The sequence below is a fragment of the Blautia sp. AF19-1 genome, assembly GCF_003479155.1.
Taxonomy (GTDB): domain Bacteria; phylum Bacillota; class Clostridia; order Lachnospirales; family Lachnospiraceae; genus Fusicatenibacter; species Fusicatenibacter saccharivorans.
In genome coordinates this window covers 169,508-185,732 of the sequence record NZ_QUGQ01000006.1, presented here as the reverse complement: position 1 = coordinate 185,732, position 16,225 = coordinate 169,508, and the positions used below count along the sequence as shown (strand labels likewise).

General features: G+C 50.6%; 11 protein-coding genes. 1 reads left to right on the top strand and 10 read right to left on the bottom strand.

The window, feature by feature from the left end; translation table 11 throughout:
* Nucleotides 1-22 precede the first annotated feature (22 nt).
* Nucleotides 23-4,612 (bottom strand): PolC-type DNA polymerase III, encoded by a 4,590-nt coding sequence (locus DWX26_RS05995; RefSeq protein ID WP_117509873.1) that lies wholly within the window; start codon nt 4,610-4,612, stop codon nt 23-25.
* 20 nt (nt 4,613-4,632) lie between these two features.
* Nucleotides 4,633-5,688, bottom strand: coding sequence for a flavodoxin-dependent (E)-4-hydroxy-3-methylbut-2-enyl-diphosphate synthase (ispG, locus tag DWX26_RS05990; protein WP_022462663.1), 1,056 nt, complete (start codon nt 5,686-5,688; stop codon nt 4,633-4,635).
* Between the two features lie 168 nt (nt 5,689-5,856).
* Here ispG and DWX26_RS05985 point away from each other — a divergent pair, with 168 nt between their 5' ends.
* Nucleotides 5,857-6,444, top strand: a complete 588-nt coding sequence (locus tag DWX26_RS05985) for an AAA family ATPase (protein WP_117509871.1) — start codon at nt 5,857-5,859, stop codon at nt 6,442-6,444.
* Between the two features lie 81 nt (nt 6,445-6,525).
* Here DWX26_RS05985 and DWX26_RS05980 read toward each other — a convergent pair whose 3' ends face one another.
* The 8 genes from DWX26_RS05980 to DWX26_RS05945 all read right to left on the bottom strand — a co-directional run bounded on the left by DWX26_RS05980 (nt 6,526) and on the right by DWX26_RS05945 (nt 16,130).
* Entirely contained in the window at nt 6,526-6,879 is a 354-nt protein-coding gene (locus DWX26_RS05980; RefSeq protein ID WP_117802382.1) for a hypothetical protein, read from the bottom strand.
* A 3-nt stretch (nt 6,880-6,882) separates the two neighbouring features.
* The gene (locus DWX26_RS05975; RefSeq protein WP_022462666.1) at nt 6,883-7,884 is read right to left on the bottom strand and encodes an ABC transporter ATP-binding protein; all 1,002 of its coding nucleotides are present in this window, start codon (nt 7,882-7,884) and stop codon (nt 6,883-6,885) included.
* Nucleotides 7,884-8,915 (bottom strand): ABC transporter ATP-binding protein, encoded by a 1,032-nt coding sequence (locus tag DWX26_RS05970; protein ID WP_118594873.1) that lies wholly within the window; start codon nt 8,913-8,915, stop codon nt 7,884-7,886. The genes DWX26_RS05975 and DWX26_RS05970 overlap by 1 nt, the downstream gene beginning before the upstream one ends.
* Nucleotides 8,916-8,933: 18 nt before the next feature.
* The gene (locus DWX26_RS05965) at nt 8,934-9,851 is read right to left on the bottom strand and encodes an ABC transporter permease (protein WP_118594872.1); all 918 of its coding nucleotides are present in this window, start codon (nt 9,849-9,851) and stop codon (nt 8,934-8,936) included.
* Between the two features lie 10 nt (nt 9,852-9,861).
* Entirely contained in the window at nt 9,862-10,818 is a 957-nt protein-coding gene (locus tag DWX26_RS05960; protein ID WP_022462669.1) for an ABC transporter permease, read from the bottom strand.
* Nucleotides 10,819-10,933: 115 nt separating this feature from the next.
* A complete protein-coding gene (locus tag DWX26_RS05955; RefSeq protein ID WP_118594871.1) occupies nt 10,934-12,685 on the bottom strand; it encodes a peptide ABC transporter substrate-binding protein in 1,752 nt (583 codons plus the stop codon).
* A 322-nt stretch (nt 12,686-13,007) separates the two neighbouring features.
* Nucleotides 13,008-13,799: a shikimate kinase gene (locus DWX26_RS05950; protein WP_117761637.1), complete on the bottom strand. Its 792-nt coding sequence runs from the start codon at nt 13,797-13,799 to the stop codon at nt 13,008-13,010.
* 252 nt (nt 13,800-14,051) lie between these two features.
* The gene (locus tag DWX26_RS05945) at nt 14,052-16,130 is read right to left on the bottom strand and encodes a diguanylate cyclase (RefSeq protein ID WP_330422987.1); all 2,079 of its coding nucleotides are present in this window, start codon (nt 16,128-16,130) and stop codon (nt 14,052-14,054) included.
* Between the last annotated feature and the right edge of the window lie 95 nt (nt 16,131-16,225).

Genomic DNA, 16,225 nt, shown 5'->3' with positions numbered 1-16,225 from the left:
CAACGGAAAGGGGACGCTCCTTTTAATAGTCGAACAGCGAAAACTGGTTGCTTTCGGGCAGATCTCCGAAGACACCGAGGTCCGCCATAAAGTCGATAATCGTCTTGCTGACCTTGGTGCGGTCGCGGAAATCATCTTTCGAGAGGAATTTTCCGTTTCGTGCCGCAAGGACAACGGCGTCGGCCGCCTTGTCGCCCAGACCCTCGATCGAGTCGAGCGCCGGCATCAGATGTTTGTCATCGTAGACCTGGAAGCGGTGCGCCTGTGCCTTATAGAGGTCCACCGGCACGAAATCGAAGCCGCGGGCGTACATTTCCTGGACAATCTTCATATCCTTGACAGTTGCCTGCTCCTTCTGAGTCAGCGTGTCTTTCCGTTTTTCGTAATCTTTCATATAATATTCCAGCCGGTCGCGTCCCATGCACATGAGCTCGTAGGAGAATGCGGACGCACGAATGGAGAAGTACGCCGCATAGTACGCCAGCGGATAGAAAATTTTATAGTAAGCGATGCGGTACGCCATCATGACGTACGCCGCCGCGTGGGCTTTCGGGAACATGTACTTGATCTTTTTACATGACCAGATGTACCAGTCCGGCACATCGTGGGCCTTCATCTCCTCTTCCCACTCCGGTTTTAAGCCCTTTCCTTTTCGCACACTCTCCATGATCGTAAAGGAAAGCTCACTTTCGAGTCCCTTGTCGATCAGGTAGATCATGATATCGTCCCGGGTACAGATGGCGGTGGAAATCGTCGCCTTGCCCTCCTCGATCAGGGTCTGCGCATTGCCGAGCCATACGTCGGTTCCGTGCGACAGACCGGAGATACGGATCAGGTCAGAGAACGACTGCGGCTTCGTGTCCAGAAGCATCTGGATAACGAAATCGGTACCGAACTCCGGCACGCCAAGACATCCAAGCGGGCAGCCGCCGATGTCCTCCGGCTTGATGCCAAGCGCCTCGGTGCTCTTGAACAGCGACATGACCTCCGGGTTATCGAGCGGAATCGTCTGCGCATCAAGGTGCGTGATATCCTCGAGCATACGGATCATGGTCGGATCATCGTGTCCGAGAATGTCGAGCTTTAAGAGGTTGGCATCAATGGAGTGGTAATCGAAATGGGTCGTAATGATGTCGGTTGTCATATCGTTCGCCGGATGCTGCACCGGGGTGAAGGAGTTGATATCCTCACCGAACGGCAGAACGATGATACCGCCCGGGTGCTGGCCGGTTGTACGGCGGATTCCGGTGCATCCTTCCACGATACGGTCGATCTCGCAGTTCCGTTTGTGCTGGCCGCGCTCTTCGTAATAGTTCTTCACGTAACCGAACGCTGTTTTATCCGCCAGCGTACCGATGGTTCCCGCACGGAACGTCTGACCGGCGCCGAAAATAACCTCTGTGTATTTGTGCGCCTTACTCTGGTAATCACCGGAAAAGTTCAGGTCGATATCCGGCTCTTTGTTTCCCTTGAATCCAAGGAACGTCTCGAACGGAATGTCAAATCCGGCTTTTTTCAGCGGCTTGCCGCAGTTCGGGCAGACGGCGTCCGGCATATCGCATCCGGCACGGCCGACGTACTCTTTGACGCGCGGCGAATCGAACTCGCTGTAATGGCACGACTCGCAGTAGTAATGCGGGCTCAACGGGTTTACCTCCGTGATTCCCGCCATCGTCGCAACGAACGAGGAACCGACGGAACCACGCGATCCTACGAGGTAGCCGTCCTCGTTCGACTTCCACACTAGTTTCTGTGCGATGATGTACATAACGGCATATCCGTTGGAAATAATGGAGTTCAGCTCCCGTTCGAGGCGCGCGGAAACGATCTCCGGCAGCTCCTCGCCGTAGATTTCATGCGCGCGGTCGTAACAGATTCTCCGCAGTGTCTTGTCGGAATCCTCGATGACCGGCGGGAATTTTCCGGCACGGATCGGGGAGATTTTCTCGACAAGGTCGGAGATTTTGCGCGGATTGGTGATGACGACCTCCTCCGCTTTCTCACTTCCGAGATACGAAAACTCTTCAAGCATCTCCTCGGTGGTGCGCAGGAACAGCGGTGCCTGCTCATCCGCGTCGTCAAAACCTTTTCCGGTCATGATGATGCGGCGGTAGATCTCGTCCTGCGGATCCATGAAGTGGACGTCGCACGTTGCCACAACAGGCTTATGGAACTGCTCGCCAAGTTTGACGATGCGCCTGTTGATCTCCTTTAAATCCTCCTCGCTCTCTACGGCAGAAACGTCCTCTTTTTTGATCATGAACGCGTTGTTGCCGATCGGCTGGATTTCCAGATAATCGTAGAAGTCCACGAGACGCGCAATCGCCGCATCCGGTTCACCGCGCAGGATTGCCTGGTAGAGTTCGCCCGCCTCGCAGGCAGATCCGATCATCAGACCGTCCTGGTATTTCAGGTAGACGCTCTTTGGCAGCTTCGGCCGGCGGTTGTAGTATTTCAGGTGGGATTCCGACACGAGGCGGTACAGATTGACACGTCCCGTCTCGTTCTTTGCCAGAATGATCGCATGGTACGATGGAAGCTTGCGCACAGCCTCCTCCGATACTTTTCCCTGCGCATTCAGATCATCCAGAGTCAGAATATTGCGCTCCTCCAGCATTTTTACGAATTTCACGAAAATTTCCGCCGTACAGCCGGCATCGTCCACCGCACGGTGATGGTTTTCCAACGATACGCCGACCGCCTTCGCAACGGTATCCAGCTTGAAACGGTTCAGGCCCGGCAGCAGGAAACGCGCCATGGCGACGGTGTCCGCCGTTGTAAATTCCCGCTCGATCCCCTGCAGGACGCAGTTGTGCTCGATAAAGCTCATATCGAACGAAGCATTGTGGGCAACCATAACGGCTCCCTCACTGAACTCCAGGAATTTCGGCAGCACCGTTTCGATGTCCGGCGCGTCAAGAACCATGTTGTCGTTGATGCCGGTCAGATTCTCAATCCGGAACGGGATCGGGACTTTCGGATTGACGAAGGTGGAAAACTTATCGACAATCGCTCCGTTTTCCACACGGACGGCGCCGATCTCAATGATTTTGTTGACAACCGGGGAAAATCCCGTCGTCTCGATATCGAAAACAACGTAGCTTCCGTGGATGTCCTGTCCTTTGCTGTTGACAACGATATCTTTCAAGTCGTCGACGAGATAAGCCTCCATGCCGTAGATGACCTTGAACGGAGCCGAAACTTTTTTCAGCTCATCTTTTGTCGCATCCGGGTGCTCTGCCTGGTATTTTTTCCGGTAAGCGCCGTCGATCGCCTCGATCGCATGGTTTGCCTCCGGGAAGGACTGCACCACGCCGTGATCGGTGATCGCGATCGCCGGATGGCCCCACTCGTAGGCACGCTGTACCAGACGGGCAGCATCGGTGACACCGTCCATATCGCTCATCTTTGTATGGCAGTGCAGCTCCACACGCTTCACCGGACTCGTATCCTGACGGCCGGTACGGAAATCGGTGATCTTCTTGATGCCCCAGACAGACATAACCGTCAGATCGTGGTCAAATGCATCAACCGTCGTTTTTCCTTTTACTTTAATGAACGCGCCTTTTTTGATCGCATCCTTTAATTCCGGCACTTCCGCGTTCTGGACGAAAATCTTGACGCCGATGGTATCTGTAAAGTCGGTGATCGTGAACATGAAAATCGTACGCTCATTCCGGATTTCGCGCATATCCACACTCTGGACTCTTCCTCGGATGACAACATCACCGATCTCATCGCCGATTTTCAGAATCTCCACGCTCTCATCCTCGAAATCTCTTCCGTACAGCACATCCGGATTGGAGGATTTGCGCGGCTGATTGTCCGCATTCCGGCCGAAACTGCCCTTGCCTTTTTTGAAGGAACCGCGTCCGCCGCCGGAAAAACCTTTTCCCCTTCCGCCGTCTGCTGCTTTTTCTTTTTTCGCCTCGCCGTCCTTGGCTGCTGCGGCTGCTTTTGGCTGTTCGCCTGCTGCTTCCGCCTGCTCTTCCATCCGGTTCTGCTCTTTTTCGCCGAGCATCTCACCGTAATGGGTATGCGCCAGAACGTGGCGCACTTCCTCCCGGATGCGGAGCTCGGAATTTCTCATGGCGCGGCTCTCGCCCTCCGGCTTTCTCATCTCGGTTTCCACGATCAGGTCGAAGCCGCACCGCTCACAGAAGATTTTCTCGAGAATGTGGACCAGCTCCTCCTCGCGCTCCTTTGCCACAACGGAATCCACGAGCACCAGGTGCATTTTGTTCGTCTCCGGGAAGGTAATCTCGGCAGTCGAAAACAGATGATTCAGAAAGACACTGTGGTTTTTCAGCTCGAGCAGGATACTCGGACGGTACACCTCCAGAAAGTTTTCCGGCGTATACTGGCGCGACAGATAGAACCGCTCAATAATCTTCACGCGCAGCGGCACGTTGGAAAAGAGCTGCTCCTCGATCTGGCGCTCCAGCTGATAAATATATTTTTTGTGAATCCACTGATGGCTGACCACATAGATCCGCAGCAGATCTTTTTTCTTATTGATCGATACCCGCGAAACCTCCACGGTATCGAGAAGCTCTGCCATGCCCCCTTCGATTCTCAAATCCGGAAATACTTCCTGAAACTGTTTTTCCATTCCTATTCCTGCTTTCTTTTTTACTTGCCCCAGTGATCCAGCTCGTCCTTTAAGACGGACAGCAGCTCGCTCTCCGGTACTTTTTTCACGATTTCACCTTTTTTAATTAAAATGCCGACGCCTTTTCCGCCTGCAACACCAAGATCCGCCTCTTTTGCCTCGCCCGGTCCGTTGACCACGCAGCCCATGACGGCAACCTTGATATCAAGATCGTAGCCCTGCACCAGTGTTTCCACCTGGTTTGCCAATCCGATCAGGTCAATCTGGGTCCGTCCGCAGGTCGGACACGATACGACCTCAATGCCGCCTTTTCGAAGTCCCAGGGTCTTTAAGATCCGTTTTGCGGATTTGATTTCCTCGAGCGGATCGCCGGTCAGGGAAACACGGATCGTATCTCCGATGCCCTGATATAAAATAATACCGAGCCCCACTGCCGATTTGATGTTGCCGGAATACAGCGTTCCTGCCTCCGTAATGCCGACATGAAGCGGATGATCCGTCTGGTTCGTGATCAGCTCATGCGCTTTTGCACACATCATCACATCAGACGATTTGATACTGATGACGAGATTGTCATAGCCCATCTCCTCAATGATCCGCACTTTGTCGAGCGCGCTCTCCACCAGGCCCTCTGCCGTTACGCCGTTGTATTTTTCCACCAGCTCTTTTTCGAGTGAACCGCTGTTGACGCCGACGCGGATCGGAATCTGGCGTTCTTTTGCTGCATCTACAACCGCCTGGATCCGGTCGCGGCTGCCGATGTTGCCCGGGTTGATGCGGATTTTATCGGCTCCGTTTTCGATCGCGGCGATCGCCAATCGATAGTCAAAATGAATATCTGCTACAAGCGGAATCGAGATCTGCTTTTTGATCTCGGACAGCGCCTTGGCTGCCTCCATGGTCGGGACGGCGCATCGGATAATGTCACATCCGGCTTCCGTGAGCGCCTGGATCTGCTTTACGGTTGCCTCCACATCTTCTGTTTTGGTATTCGTCATGGACTGGATCAGAATCGGATTTCCGCCTCCGATGACCCGGTCGCCGATTTTCACAACTCGTGTATTTGCTCTGCTCATTGTCTTTCCTCCATTTATTTTCTCCGTGATGGCATAAAAATCTTATTTTATTATAAGACAATTTTTTCTCCGGCACAACCGTCTTTTCTCTTGCAATTTTTTCCCAAATTTTCTATAATGCTAGGAGTGATTTTTTTTGATTCAACTGGAAAGGAAGACATACAAACGATGAAAAAGATGATCCTCGTAACCTCGCCGCCGGCGTGCGGAAAGACATACATTTCAAAACAGCTCGCCAAGGAGCTGAAACACGTTGTTTATCTCGACAAGGATACGGTCATTCCGCTGTCGAACCGCGTTTTCAAAGCGGGCGGACAGGAAATCAACCGCAGTTCTGATTTCTTCGAGGAGAATATCCGCGATTATGAATATGAAGTAACGGTCAATTTCGGACTGGAAGCACTCGAGTATGACGATATTGTGCTGATCAACGCACCATTCACACGCGAAGTGCATGATGAGAAGTTCCTGAAAGACTTCTCCAAAAAGCTCGCTGACCATGGGGCAAAGCTTGTTGTGATCTGGGTTGTCACAAAACCGGAGATCTGCCACCAGCGCATGATCGACCGCAACTCCGTGCGCGATACGTGGAAGCTGGAGCACTGGGATGAATATGTGAAAACGATCGACTACTCCATCCCGGAAGCACTGAAGAAAATGAGCAGCTGCCTCGATCTGATGCTGTTCTACAATTCTTCGGATGAAGAATATCAGAAATCCATGGAGATGGTTATCTCCCGTCTCGAAGACGAATAACGACTAAACGAAAAAAGAGAATTTTGCCGGACCTCATTTTTACAGTCTGCAAAATTCTCTTTTTATTTATAGAAACTATTTTCACATCCGATACAAAAGATAATCCGCCGCTGCCGCCCACAGCACCCAGGAAACGCAGAAAACTGCGAACACACTCTTATATCCGAGTACGGCAAAGTGGACGCGCCATTTTTCCTTCTGCGTGAATTTCTCCGGGTTTTTGCCTTTTACCATCAGCATTCCGGCGATCACGAACATGCCGAGGGCCGCGATCAGCAGCAAGCCGTCTTTCGCCGCCTCAAGGGCAGCGCGGAACGTGAATCCCCCAAAGAGGAATCCTCCCAGCAGCAGCACAGCTGCCGCAGCGCCGCCGGAGAGCAGGCCGATTGTAAATGCTCTGCCGAGATCACAGCAGATGTTCTTTATCTTTTCCATGTTTTACAATTCCTTATTTTCTTCTAACGCATCACAGAAATGACATGCCACAAAGTGATTGTTGCCCACGTCTTTTAATTCCGGCATCTGCTGTCGGCAGATGTCTTTTGCGTACTTGCATCTTCCCTGGAATTTGCAGCCCGGCTTCGTGTTGATCGGGCTCGGCACCTCGCCTTCGAGGCGGATTTTTTTGCGGTCGCGCTCTGCCTCTACTTTCGGGTCCGGAATCGGAATCGCGGAGAGCAGTGCCTGTGTGTACGGGTGGCGCGGGTTGGCGTACAGCTCCTCGGATGTCGTCAGCTCGACGAGCGTTCCCAGATACAGAACCGCCACACGGTCGGAAATATGTTTGACCATCGACAGATCATGGGCAACGAAAAGATAGGTCAGTCCCATCTTTTTCTGCAGATCCACAAGAAGATTGACGATCTGTGCCTGGATCGAAACATCGAGTGCGGAGATCGGCTCATCGAGAACGATGAACTCCGGCTGCACGGCAAGCGCACGCGCAATACCGATTCGCTGGCGCTGTCCGCCGGAAAACTCGTGCACAAAACGGTTCGCATGCTCGCGGTTCAGTCCGACCAGTTCCAGATATTTGTAGATCATCTCCTGGCGCTCTTTTTTATTCTTCGCCAGATGATGGATATCGATTCCCTCGCCGATGATATCGGCAACTGTCATACGCGGGTCAAGCGATCCATACGGATCCTGAAAGACCATCTGTACCTGTTTTTTGAAGGCAAACCGCTCTTTTCCGTTTAACGCATGGACATCGGTTCCCTTGTAGAGCACCTGTCCGTCGGTCTTGTCATACAGGCCGATGCAGGTACGGCCGCACGTTGTCTTTCCACATCCGGACTCGCCAACCATTCCAAGTGTCTCACCCTTGTAAATTTCGAAGGAGACATCATCCACGGCCTTTAAGGTCGCATGGTTTCCGACCTGAAAATATTTTTTCAGATGGGAAACGGAAAAAAGCACTTCTTTTTCGTTATTTTCCATTACAATTCTCCTCCTTCCAGATTTGGCATTTCTACTTTTGGTGCCATCGGGTGATGGAGCCAGCAGGCAGCTTTATGCTCGCCGCCGAATTCCGTTGCCTCCGGCATCTCTTCCTTACAGATCGGCATACAATAGCTGCACCGCGTGCAGAACGGACATCCGACCGGCGGGTTTAAAAGATCCGGCGGAGTTCCCGGAATTGTCGCGAGTTCCTGCTTGTTTTTCAAATCCAGACGCGGTACGGAACGGATCAACGCCCAGGTATACGGGTGACGCGGACGATAGAAAATATCCTCACACGTTCCGCTTTCCACGATAATACCGGAATACATGACAGCAATCTTCTGTGCGATATTCGCCACAACACCAAGATCATGTGTGATCATGATAACGGACGTCTGGTTTTTCTTCTGCAGATTCTTGATAATATCGAGAATCTGTCCCTGAATTGTCACATCGAGTGCGGTCGTCGGCTCGTCACAGATCAGAATTTTCGGATCACAGGCAAATGCAATCGCGATCATAACACGCTGACGCATACCGCCGGAAAATTCGTGCGGATACTGTCTGACACGTTTTTCCGGCTCCGGGATGCCGACCATGCGCAGCATCTCGACAGCCTCCTTTGCCGCTTCCTGTTTTGTCATGTTTTTATGGCCCATCAGATTTTCCATAATCTGTTTTCCGACACGCATCGTCGGATTTAAGGAAGCCAGCGCATCCTGGAAAATGATTGCACACTCGCCGCCTTTGTAATGCTGCCACTGTTTTTTGTTGTATTTCAGAATATTCTCTCCATTGTAGAGAATTTCACTGTTCTCTTTAATCTCACCCTGCGGCGCCTTGATGAGGCCCATGATGGATTTCGCCGTTACAGATTTTCCGCAGCCGGATTCGCCCACAATTGCGAGCGCCTGACCTTTCTCGAGAGAAAACTGTACACCGCGGACTGCCTTTACTTCACCGGCATAGGTGTGATAAGAGACTCTTAAGTTTTTTACTTCCAGAATCGGATTGTTTTGTTCGTTCATATCGTTATCTCCCACTTATTACTGGCGAAGTCTCGGATCCAGGGCATCGCGCAGGCCGTCTCCCAGAAGGTTGAATGCCATAACGATGATACAGAGCACGAGACATGGGAACAGAAGCTGTGACGGATAGAAATCCATGTTCTGCTGTCCCATCGAAATCAGGACACCAAGGCTGATCGACGGTGCCTTGAGGCCGATGCCGAGGAAGCTAAGACCTGCCTCCGTAAAAATAAACATCGGGATTGCCGTCGCCGTATCCAGAATCAGGATACCCAGCATATTCGGTACATAGTGTTTTAAGATGATGCGGAGCGGTTTTGCACCGAGCACCTCCGCCGCGTAAACGTATTCCGTCTCACGGAGCTGTTTGATCATACCGCGCACCTGACGTGCCGTGTTACACCATGCGGTGACGCTAAGAGCGACCAGGAGTGCAAACAGGTTATTTCCAAGGATCATCATGATCAGAATCGTAAGAAGCAGAGACGGAATCGAGTTGATAACCTCGATGATCCGCATCAGAACCTCATCGACCCAGCCGCCGAAATGTGCCATCAGCGCGCCATACACCGTTCCAATGATGAGTTTGATTGCCGTTGCGACGATCGCGATGATCAGTGATGCCCGTGCGCCGACCCAGACTCTTGAGAAGAGGTCACGTCCCAGGTTGTCGGTTCCAAACCAGTATTTTGACGATACGCCCTGGTTTTTCTCGGCGATATTCATGGATACATAATCATATCCTTTGATATGCGGTCCGATGATGACCATGACAAACAGAATGCCGAGCACAACAAGAGATCCCATTGCGATCGGATTTTTGCGGAGCCGTCTCCAGGCGTCCTGCCAGTAGGAAATGGTCGGGCGGTCAATCCGGTTCGCATCTTCCTCGGTGTATCCTATTACTTTAAATTTTTCCGGTGTTAATGCTGCCATAATATCCTCCTTATCTGCTCTTTCCTGTCAGACTGATTCTCGGGTCAACGACCACGTACAGCAGGTCCGTGATAAAGAGAACACCGATGTAAAGTGCTGCGATAATAACCGTCTCTCCCATGATAATGGAAAGATCCTGGTTATTGACCGCCGTCACATAATACTGTCCGATTCCCGGGATGGAAAAGATGCTCTCGATGAAGAAGGAGCCTGTGATACACATGGCAACCGACATCGGAAGCTGTGTGATAACCGGGATAAACGAGTTCCGAAGGATATGGCGGCGGATAATCTGTCCGCGGCTTAAGCCCTTCGATTCAGCAGTCAGCACGTAATCCTGATTGATCACATCGAGCATCGAGGTTTTCAGCAGACGCGCATACGTTGCGATATAAGAAAAGCATCCTGTCAGGGTCGGAAGAATCGTGTATTCCCATCCTCCGAACCACAGATCCTTTCCCGCAGGCCAGCCGATCGTCGGCAGAACCTTCAGGTTACCTGCGAAAATTTTCTGAAGCATCAGACCAAAGATCAGGTTCGGAATGGAAATCAAGAGGACCGACAGGGCGATCACCATATAGTCCCAGAAGCTTCCCCTCCTCATTGCCGCAAGAATTCCAAGCAGCAGACCGATCGTGATACCGACCAGCACCTGCTGGATACCAAGGCGGGCGGATACCGGAAGACGGTCATGAATCAGCTTCTGTACCGTCTGTCCCGCATAGACAACAGATTCCCCGAACTCTCCCTTGCAGATTCCCTTCATTGTGATCACATAGCGCTCCATCATCGGCTTGTCGAGGCCGTAGCGCTTATAGAGGTTTTCCTTTACGGTCGGCGAGAGCTTGCTCGCACGTTCCGTCAGCGGATCTCCCGGAACCGCTTCCAGAAGGAAAAACGTGGCCGTTGCAATCAGAAACAGTGTGATCAGCATTTCTGCAAAACGGCGCAGTAAATATTTTGGCATAAAAATCCTCTCCCTGTCCGGTCTTTTCCGACCGGAATTTTTATTATGATAGCGAAAGAAGAGCCTATTGTTTCATAAGCCCTTCTTCCCTCATTTCTTCTGTTTTGCTGCTTTTTTATTTCTGTACAGATGCTCTGTAAAGCTCCTGGCTTGCGCCGAAGGAGGATGTGTAGAAATCTTTTACCCAGTTCTGATAATAGTAATGTTTATCAGAGTAGTACAGCGGTGCAACACCACAATCCTGTGCAACCAGCAGATCTTCCAGCTTCTGGTAAATCTCAAGGCGTTTTGCGTTGTCGTTCTCTCCGGTCAGAGAATCGATCAGGCTGTCGTACTCGCTGTTGCTATAGAGGCCGTAGGAATCATAAACGCCTGTCTTCATGACGTTCAGGAAATCCAGCGGATCGTTGTAATCGCTGAACCATCCGCCTACAAAGATATCGTAGTTCTTGTTATCGCGCTCGTTTGCAAACATCTGGTAATCGCCAACGGTGTTCAGCTCTACCTTTACGCCCAGATTCTGGGAAATGGACTGCTGCAGGTACTCTCTCTCGAGCTGATTCTCGGTAGCAGAACCCTGGGACAGCAGTGTAATGGTGATGTCTTCCGGTTTGTCGGTGATACCAAGCTCATCAAGGCCTTTCTGGAACAGTGCTTTTAACTTGTCTGCATCTCCTGCATACTGCTCATATTCCTCTTTCATGGTCTCCGACGCCTGCTTGCGGTAGGAAGTTCCGTCGAGCGTGATCGCCGGGGAAACGAAGCCGTAAGCTGCGGTGTATCTTCCGTAAACAGCTGATACCATCTCCTCACGGTTGATGGAGTAGGAAATTGCCTTGCGGATGTTTACGTTTTTCATCAGACCAGATTTTCCGCCCTCAGACTGCTCGTAGCACAGAACCATAGTTCCCGGGTACTCGGTGGTCATGGTCTGCATATTGCCTGCTTCTACTTCTTTGTCATATTTTGCAATGTAATCGCCTGCTGCATCGAAAACGTCCAGCTGTCCGTTATCGAACATGGTTGCTGCTGTTGCGTTCTCTGCTACACAGTACCAGTTTACCTGATTCAGTTTTACGTTGTCCTTATCCCAGTACTGGTCATTCTTTACCCATGTCATGGAGTTATCTTCTACCAGGTTGGTCATGGCAAACGGTCCGTTGTAGACACACTTTGTCCAGTCTTTTCCCCACTGGTCTCCGGCTGCCTCTGCGACATCCTGACGGGTCGGGTAAAGCGGAGTTGCTACCAGCTTGGACTGGAAGGTCGGATCCGCTACCTTTAAGGTAACCTCGAAGGTGTAATCGTCAACTGCTTTGATTCCGATCTCATCGGCAGAACCCTGTCCGTTATAATACTCCTCTGCTCCTACTACGTTGAACAGGAAGAAAGAATAGGAATAGCCGTATTCCGGATTTAACAGACGTTTCCATCCGTACTCATAATCTGCTGCGGTAACCGGCTGTCCGTCGGACCATTTTGCATCCTTTCTCAAATGGAAGGTATAAACCAGTCCGTCGTCGGATACGTCCATGGATTCTGCACCGGCGTACTCGAAACGGTCTCCGTTCTCATCTGCTACGTCACGCATCAGTCCTTCGTAGCACTCTGCCATCATCCAGCGCCATCCCATATCCTGTACATCGAAGTTGTTTCCAAAGGCTACCGCGCGAAGATTGATCTGTCCGTCCACTTCACCTGCAGTCTCCGGTGCTGCTGAATCCGCTGCTCCAGTACTGGTTGATGCCGCTGTAGCATTGTCAGCAGTTGCTACCTGTGCCTCTCCGCTGCTTCCGCATCCGGCCAGAAGACCGGCTGCCATGCATCCTGCCAAAAGCAGAGAAACGACTTTGTTTCTTTTTCTCATTGGTGTTCCTCCTTTGTTTTCCGCAGACCCTCCCCGGCTGATCCGGCTATGTCTGCACACGGGCCATTGTTTTTCATATAATTATCCTGAATTTTTTCTCTTATTCGGACAATAGCACGAAATAATACCTTGTTTTTTCACTTTTTTCACGTGATTTTAGCCCAACTTTTATCAGAATATCGAGAAATACCTTTTTTGTCAATCCTTTTTCCTACAGATCTTGTATTTTTTAAGTGCGCAACAATTCGGTATCAAACTTAAAAGAAGGAGGCTGCCGTCACACACAGCATTCTCCTTCTTCTTTTTCTTTACTTTTTCTCTTTTATTCCGCTTTTGCATCCATCTGCCGCAGGCTGTGGATCAGCTCCTCACAGATCTCCAGCTCGCTCTTTCCGTCCGTCTCGATGATAATGTCGGCTGCGGCCTCATATTTCTCACGGCGCTTGCTCATCAGATCTGCGATAAACGGAACGGTTTTGTTGTTCTCGATCAGCGGTCTGTCGTGGCTGTCTTTGACACGGTCTAAAATCGTCTCCGGCTTTGCAGTCAGAAGAACAACGCGGCCGTTCTTTTTCATCTCCGCAACGTTGCACTCACGCATCGGAGTTCCGCCGCCGCACGAAATGACAACGTTTGTTCTCGACTGCATTTCAATCAGAAGATTCGTCTCGCAGTCACGGAAATACTGTTCGCCGTAAGTCTCAAAAATATCGGAGATGCTCATACCGGCACGCTCTGCGATGATCTGATCCATCTCGATGATATCCATGGCAAACACGGTTTTGAGATAATCGGAAATGGTGCTCTTTCCGGCTCCCATGAAGCCAATCAGTACAATATTATAATTGAACAGCTTTCTTGCCTGAATCTTTTTACTGTTTCTTGTGATGCTCTCGAAAACATCCGCAACTTCGTTTTTATGGCGTTTTTCCTGCATCCGGCGTTCCAGCCATTCCTTCTGTTTTGCTTCCTGCTCCGGCTGGAGAATCGGCACGTTATTTGCTTCTTTATATACCATAATGTCCTCGACAATACGGTTTCTCATCAGCAGCGCATCCAGAATAATCTCATCGCACTGTCCGAGGCTCTCTCGTAATACTTCCAACTGATTCATGTTTTTATCCTTTCCAGACTTGTGTGTACTTGTTCGCACAGCCCTCTTCCGGTATTTTTGTCGTATTTTTTGACATTTTCTGTTATTATAGCAGTTGTCCTCCGGAATCACAACAAAAATTTGCACAAAGGTGCGAAAAGCCCATGGAATCTTTTCAGAAATCCATGGGTTTTGGTATATTTTTATTTAAGATCGTCTTTCGAATCCGCATGACACCTGTTCTCCCAGGCATCTTCTGTGGATAACTTTTCATCAGAGTTCAGAAAACTCAGCTCTGCCCCCCCCCGACTTCAGATTCTTTTTCAGCTTTTCAATCTGAATCGAAGTCTGTTTTTCTTCGGATATGGTGTTCAGCTCCTCGCAGATGGCATCTTTGATATCGAGCAGACACTCGAGCATCAGCGGGCTGAAGGTACCGCACTCGCCGTTCAGGATCATCTCGATGGCTTTCTCGTGCGTGTATGCCGATTTGTAGACACGCTCGCTTGTCAGCGCATCGTAAACATCGGCAATCGATACAACCTGGGCTGCAATCGGGATCTCCTCACCTTTTAAGCCGTCCGGGTAACCCTTTCCGTCGTACCGCTCATGATGCCAGCAACAGATCTGGTACGCAATCTGTACCAGCTTCTCGTCCTGATACAGTTCCAGGCTCTTCAGCATGGACGCTCCGATCAGGGTATGTTTCTTCATCTCCTCGAACTCTTCTTTCGTCAGCCTTCCCGGCTTATTTAAAATGTTCTCGTCAATGCCCATCTTTCCGATATCGTGCAGTGCGGATGCCGTTGTGATCATCAGCTGATCGGACCAGCTTAAGTGGTAGCGGTCTGTCTTCTGTACCAGACGCTCGAGGAGCATACTGGTCAGAACGTTGATGTGGTGGACATGAAGTCCGCTCTCGCCATTCCGGAATTCCATGATATGGCTCAGGATACTGATCATCATCTGATTGTTTTTCTCTTTTTCGTAAATCTGCTCGGTGACGAGCGTCACGAGACGGCGCTGTTTTGCATATAATTTGATCGTGTTGAAGACACGCTGGTAAACAACTTTTGCATCAAACGGACGACTGATATAATCGGATACACCCTGCTCATACGCACGGCGCACAAATGCGGTGGAATCCTCGCTCGATATCATGATGACCGGAACCTCTTCGATCCAGTGGTTGCGGTTCATGTAGTCAAGCACTCCGAAACCGTCCATGCCCGGCATGACGATATCCAGAAGGATCAGCGCAAGGCCTGTTCCGTATTCTTCCAGCAGACGCAGGCACTCTTCGCCGGTGGAAGCCTCGATGATATCGTATTCATCCTGCAGAATCTCCGAGAGGATGATACGGTTCATCTCGGAATCATCCACGATCAGGATGCGCTGTTTTTCTCTGCGGTTTTCCTGACGGACAACATCGTCCTGACAACCCAGGATCTGGTCTTTCTCGGTGACAACCATGTTTTTCCGTTGTTTTGCAAGATACATCAGCTGGTCGGCACGCATCGCAGCTTCGCCGATCGTCTCATCTCTTGTCAGAACACCTCCTACGCTGACGGAAAGACGCATCTTCGAGTAGCCCGGCACCTGTGCCTCATGGATCTGTGACTGAATCTGTTTTAATTTCTGTACAAAGTTTTCCTCATCCATCTCCGGCAGAACCAGCAGAAATTCGTCTCCTCCTAAGCGGATCAGACGGTCGGTACGTCGGGTGCAGCGGTTGACGGTCTTTACAATGGTGTCAAGCGCCATATCTCCGGCATTGTGGCCGTATGTATCGTTGTATAATTTGAAATCATCGAGATCGATCATGGCTACGCCGCAGCAAAAGCTGGCGTCCCGGATCTGGTCTTCGAAGTAGCGGCGGTTGAATACTCCGGTCAGCGCGTCACGATACAGCTCTTCGCTGTAGCTGTTCAGCTTGCTTACCAGATTCTGGCGTCCTTCGGAGTCCATCAGTGTTTCATCGTCGAGACGGTTGATCATCTCGATCACGCATGGTTCTCCTTCGATCTCCACGTATCTTGCAATGACCTGATACACATTCGACGCAATGCATTCCAGTTTTGATTTCTGCGATTTCTCCCGCAGGGCTTTTTCGGAAATACAGTTAAGGCACGGCATCGCTTTGTTCCATACTGCGTAGCATTCACACAGCTTGCCATTCTCTTCATCGATAATAAAATCTCCGATCTCATCCGGACGGAGAACCCGCACATACATGAAAATATTCTTCAGATGTTCCACCAGACGTTCTGCCTGTTTCTGTGTCATCTGAACATCCTTAGAAGGCTCTTTCTTATTTATTTTTTCACATTCCGGCAATTCGGTCTGATTCATCTGTTTCCCTCTCTTCTCCCCGGTACACACAAAACTTCATTACCCCTTTGTGTGCTTCCGCGTTTTGCTACATTTTCCCATTTTAATTACAGTTA

Bases quoted from the DNA above. Each gene is read 5' to 3' on its own strand.
- DWX26_RS05995 (WP_117509873.1), bottom strand. From the start codon at position 4,612: ATGGAAAAACAGTTTCAGGAAGTATTTCCGGATTTGAGAATCGAAGGG.
- DWX26_RS05960 (WP_022462669.1), bottom strand. From the start codon at position 10,818: ATGCCAAAATATTTACTGCGCCGTTTTGCAGAAATGCTGATCACACTG.
- DWX26_RS05955 (WP_118594871.1), bottom strand. From the start codon at position 12,685: ATGAGAAAAAGAAACAAAGTCGTTTCTCTGCTTTTGGCAGGATGCATG.
- DWX26_RS05970 (WP_118594873.1), bottom strand. From the start codon at position 8,915: ATGAACGAACAAAACAATCCGATTCTGGAAGTAAAAAACTTAAGAGTC.
- DWX26_RS05950 (WP_117761637.1), bottom strand. From the start codon at position 13,799: ATGAATCAGTTGGAAGTATTACGAGAGAGCCTCGGACAGTGCGATGAG.
- DWX26_RS05980 (WP_117802382.1), bottom strand. From the start codon at position 6,879: ATGGAAAAGATAAAGAACATCTGCTGTGATCTCGGCAGAGCATTTACA.
- DWX26_RS05965 (WP_118594872.1), bottom strand. From the start codon at position 9,851: ATGGCAGCATTAACACCGGAAAAATTTAAAGTAATAGGATACACCGAG.
- ispG (WP_022462663.1), bottom strand. From the start codon at position 5,688: ATGAGCAGAGCAAATACACGAGTTGTGAAAATCGGCGACCGGGTCATC.
- DWX26_RS05985 (WP_117509871.1), top strand. From the start codon at position 5,857: ATGAAAAAGATGATCCTCGTAACCTCGCCGCCGGCGTGCGGAAAGACA.
- DWX26_RS05945 (WP_330422987.1), bottom strand. From the start codon at position 16,130: ATGAATCAGACCGAATTGCCGGAATGTGAAAAAATAAATAAGAAAGAG.
- DWX26_RS05975 (WP_022462666.1), bottom strand. From the start codon at position 7,884: ATGGAAAATAACGAAAAAGAAGTGCTTTTTTCCGTTTCCCATCTGAAA.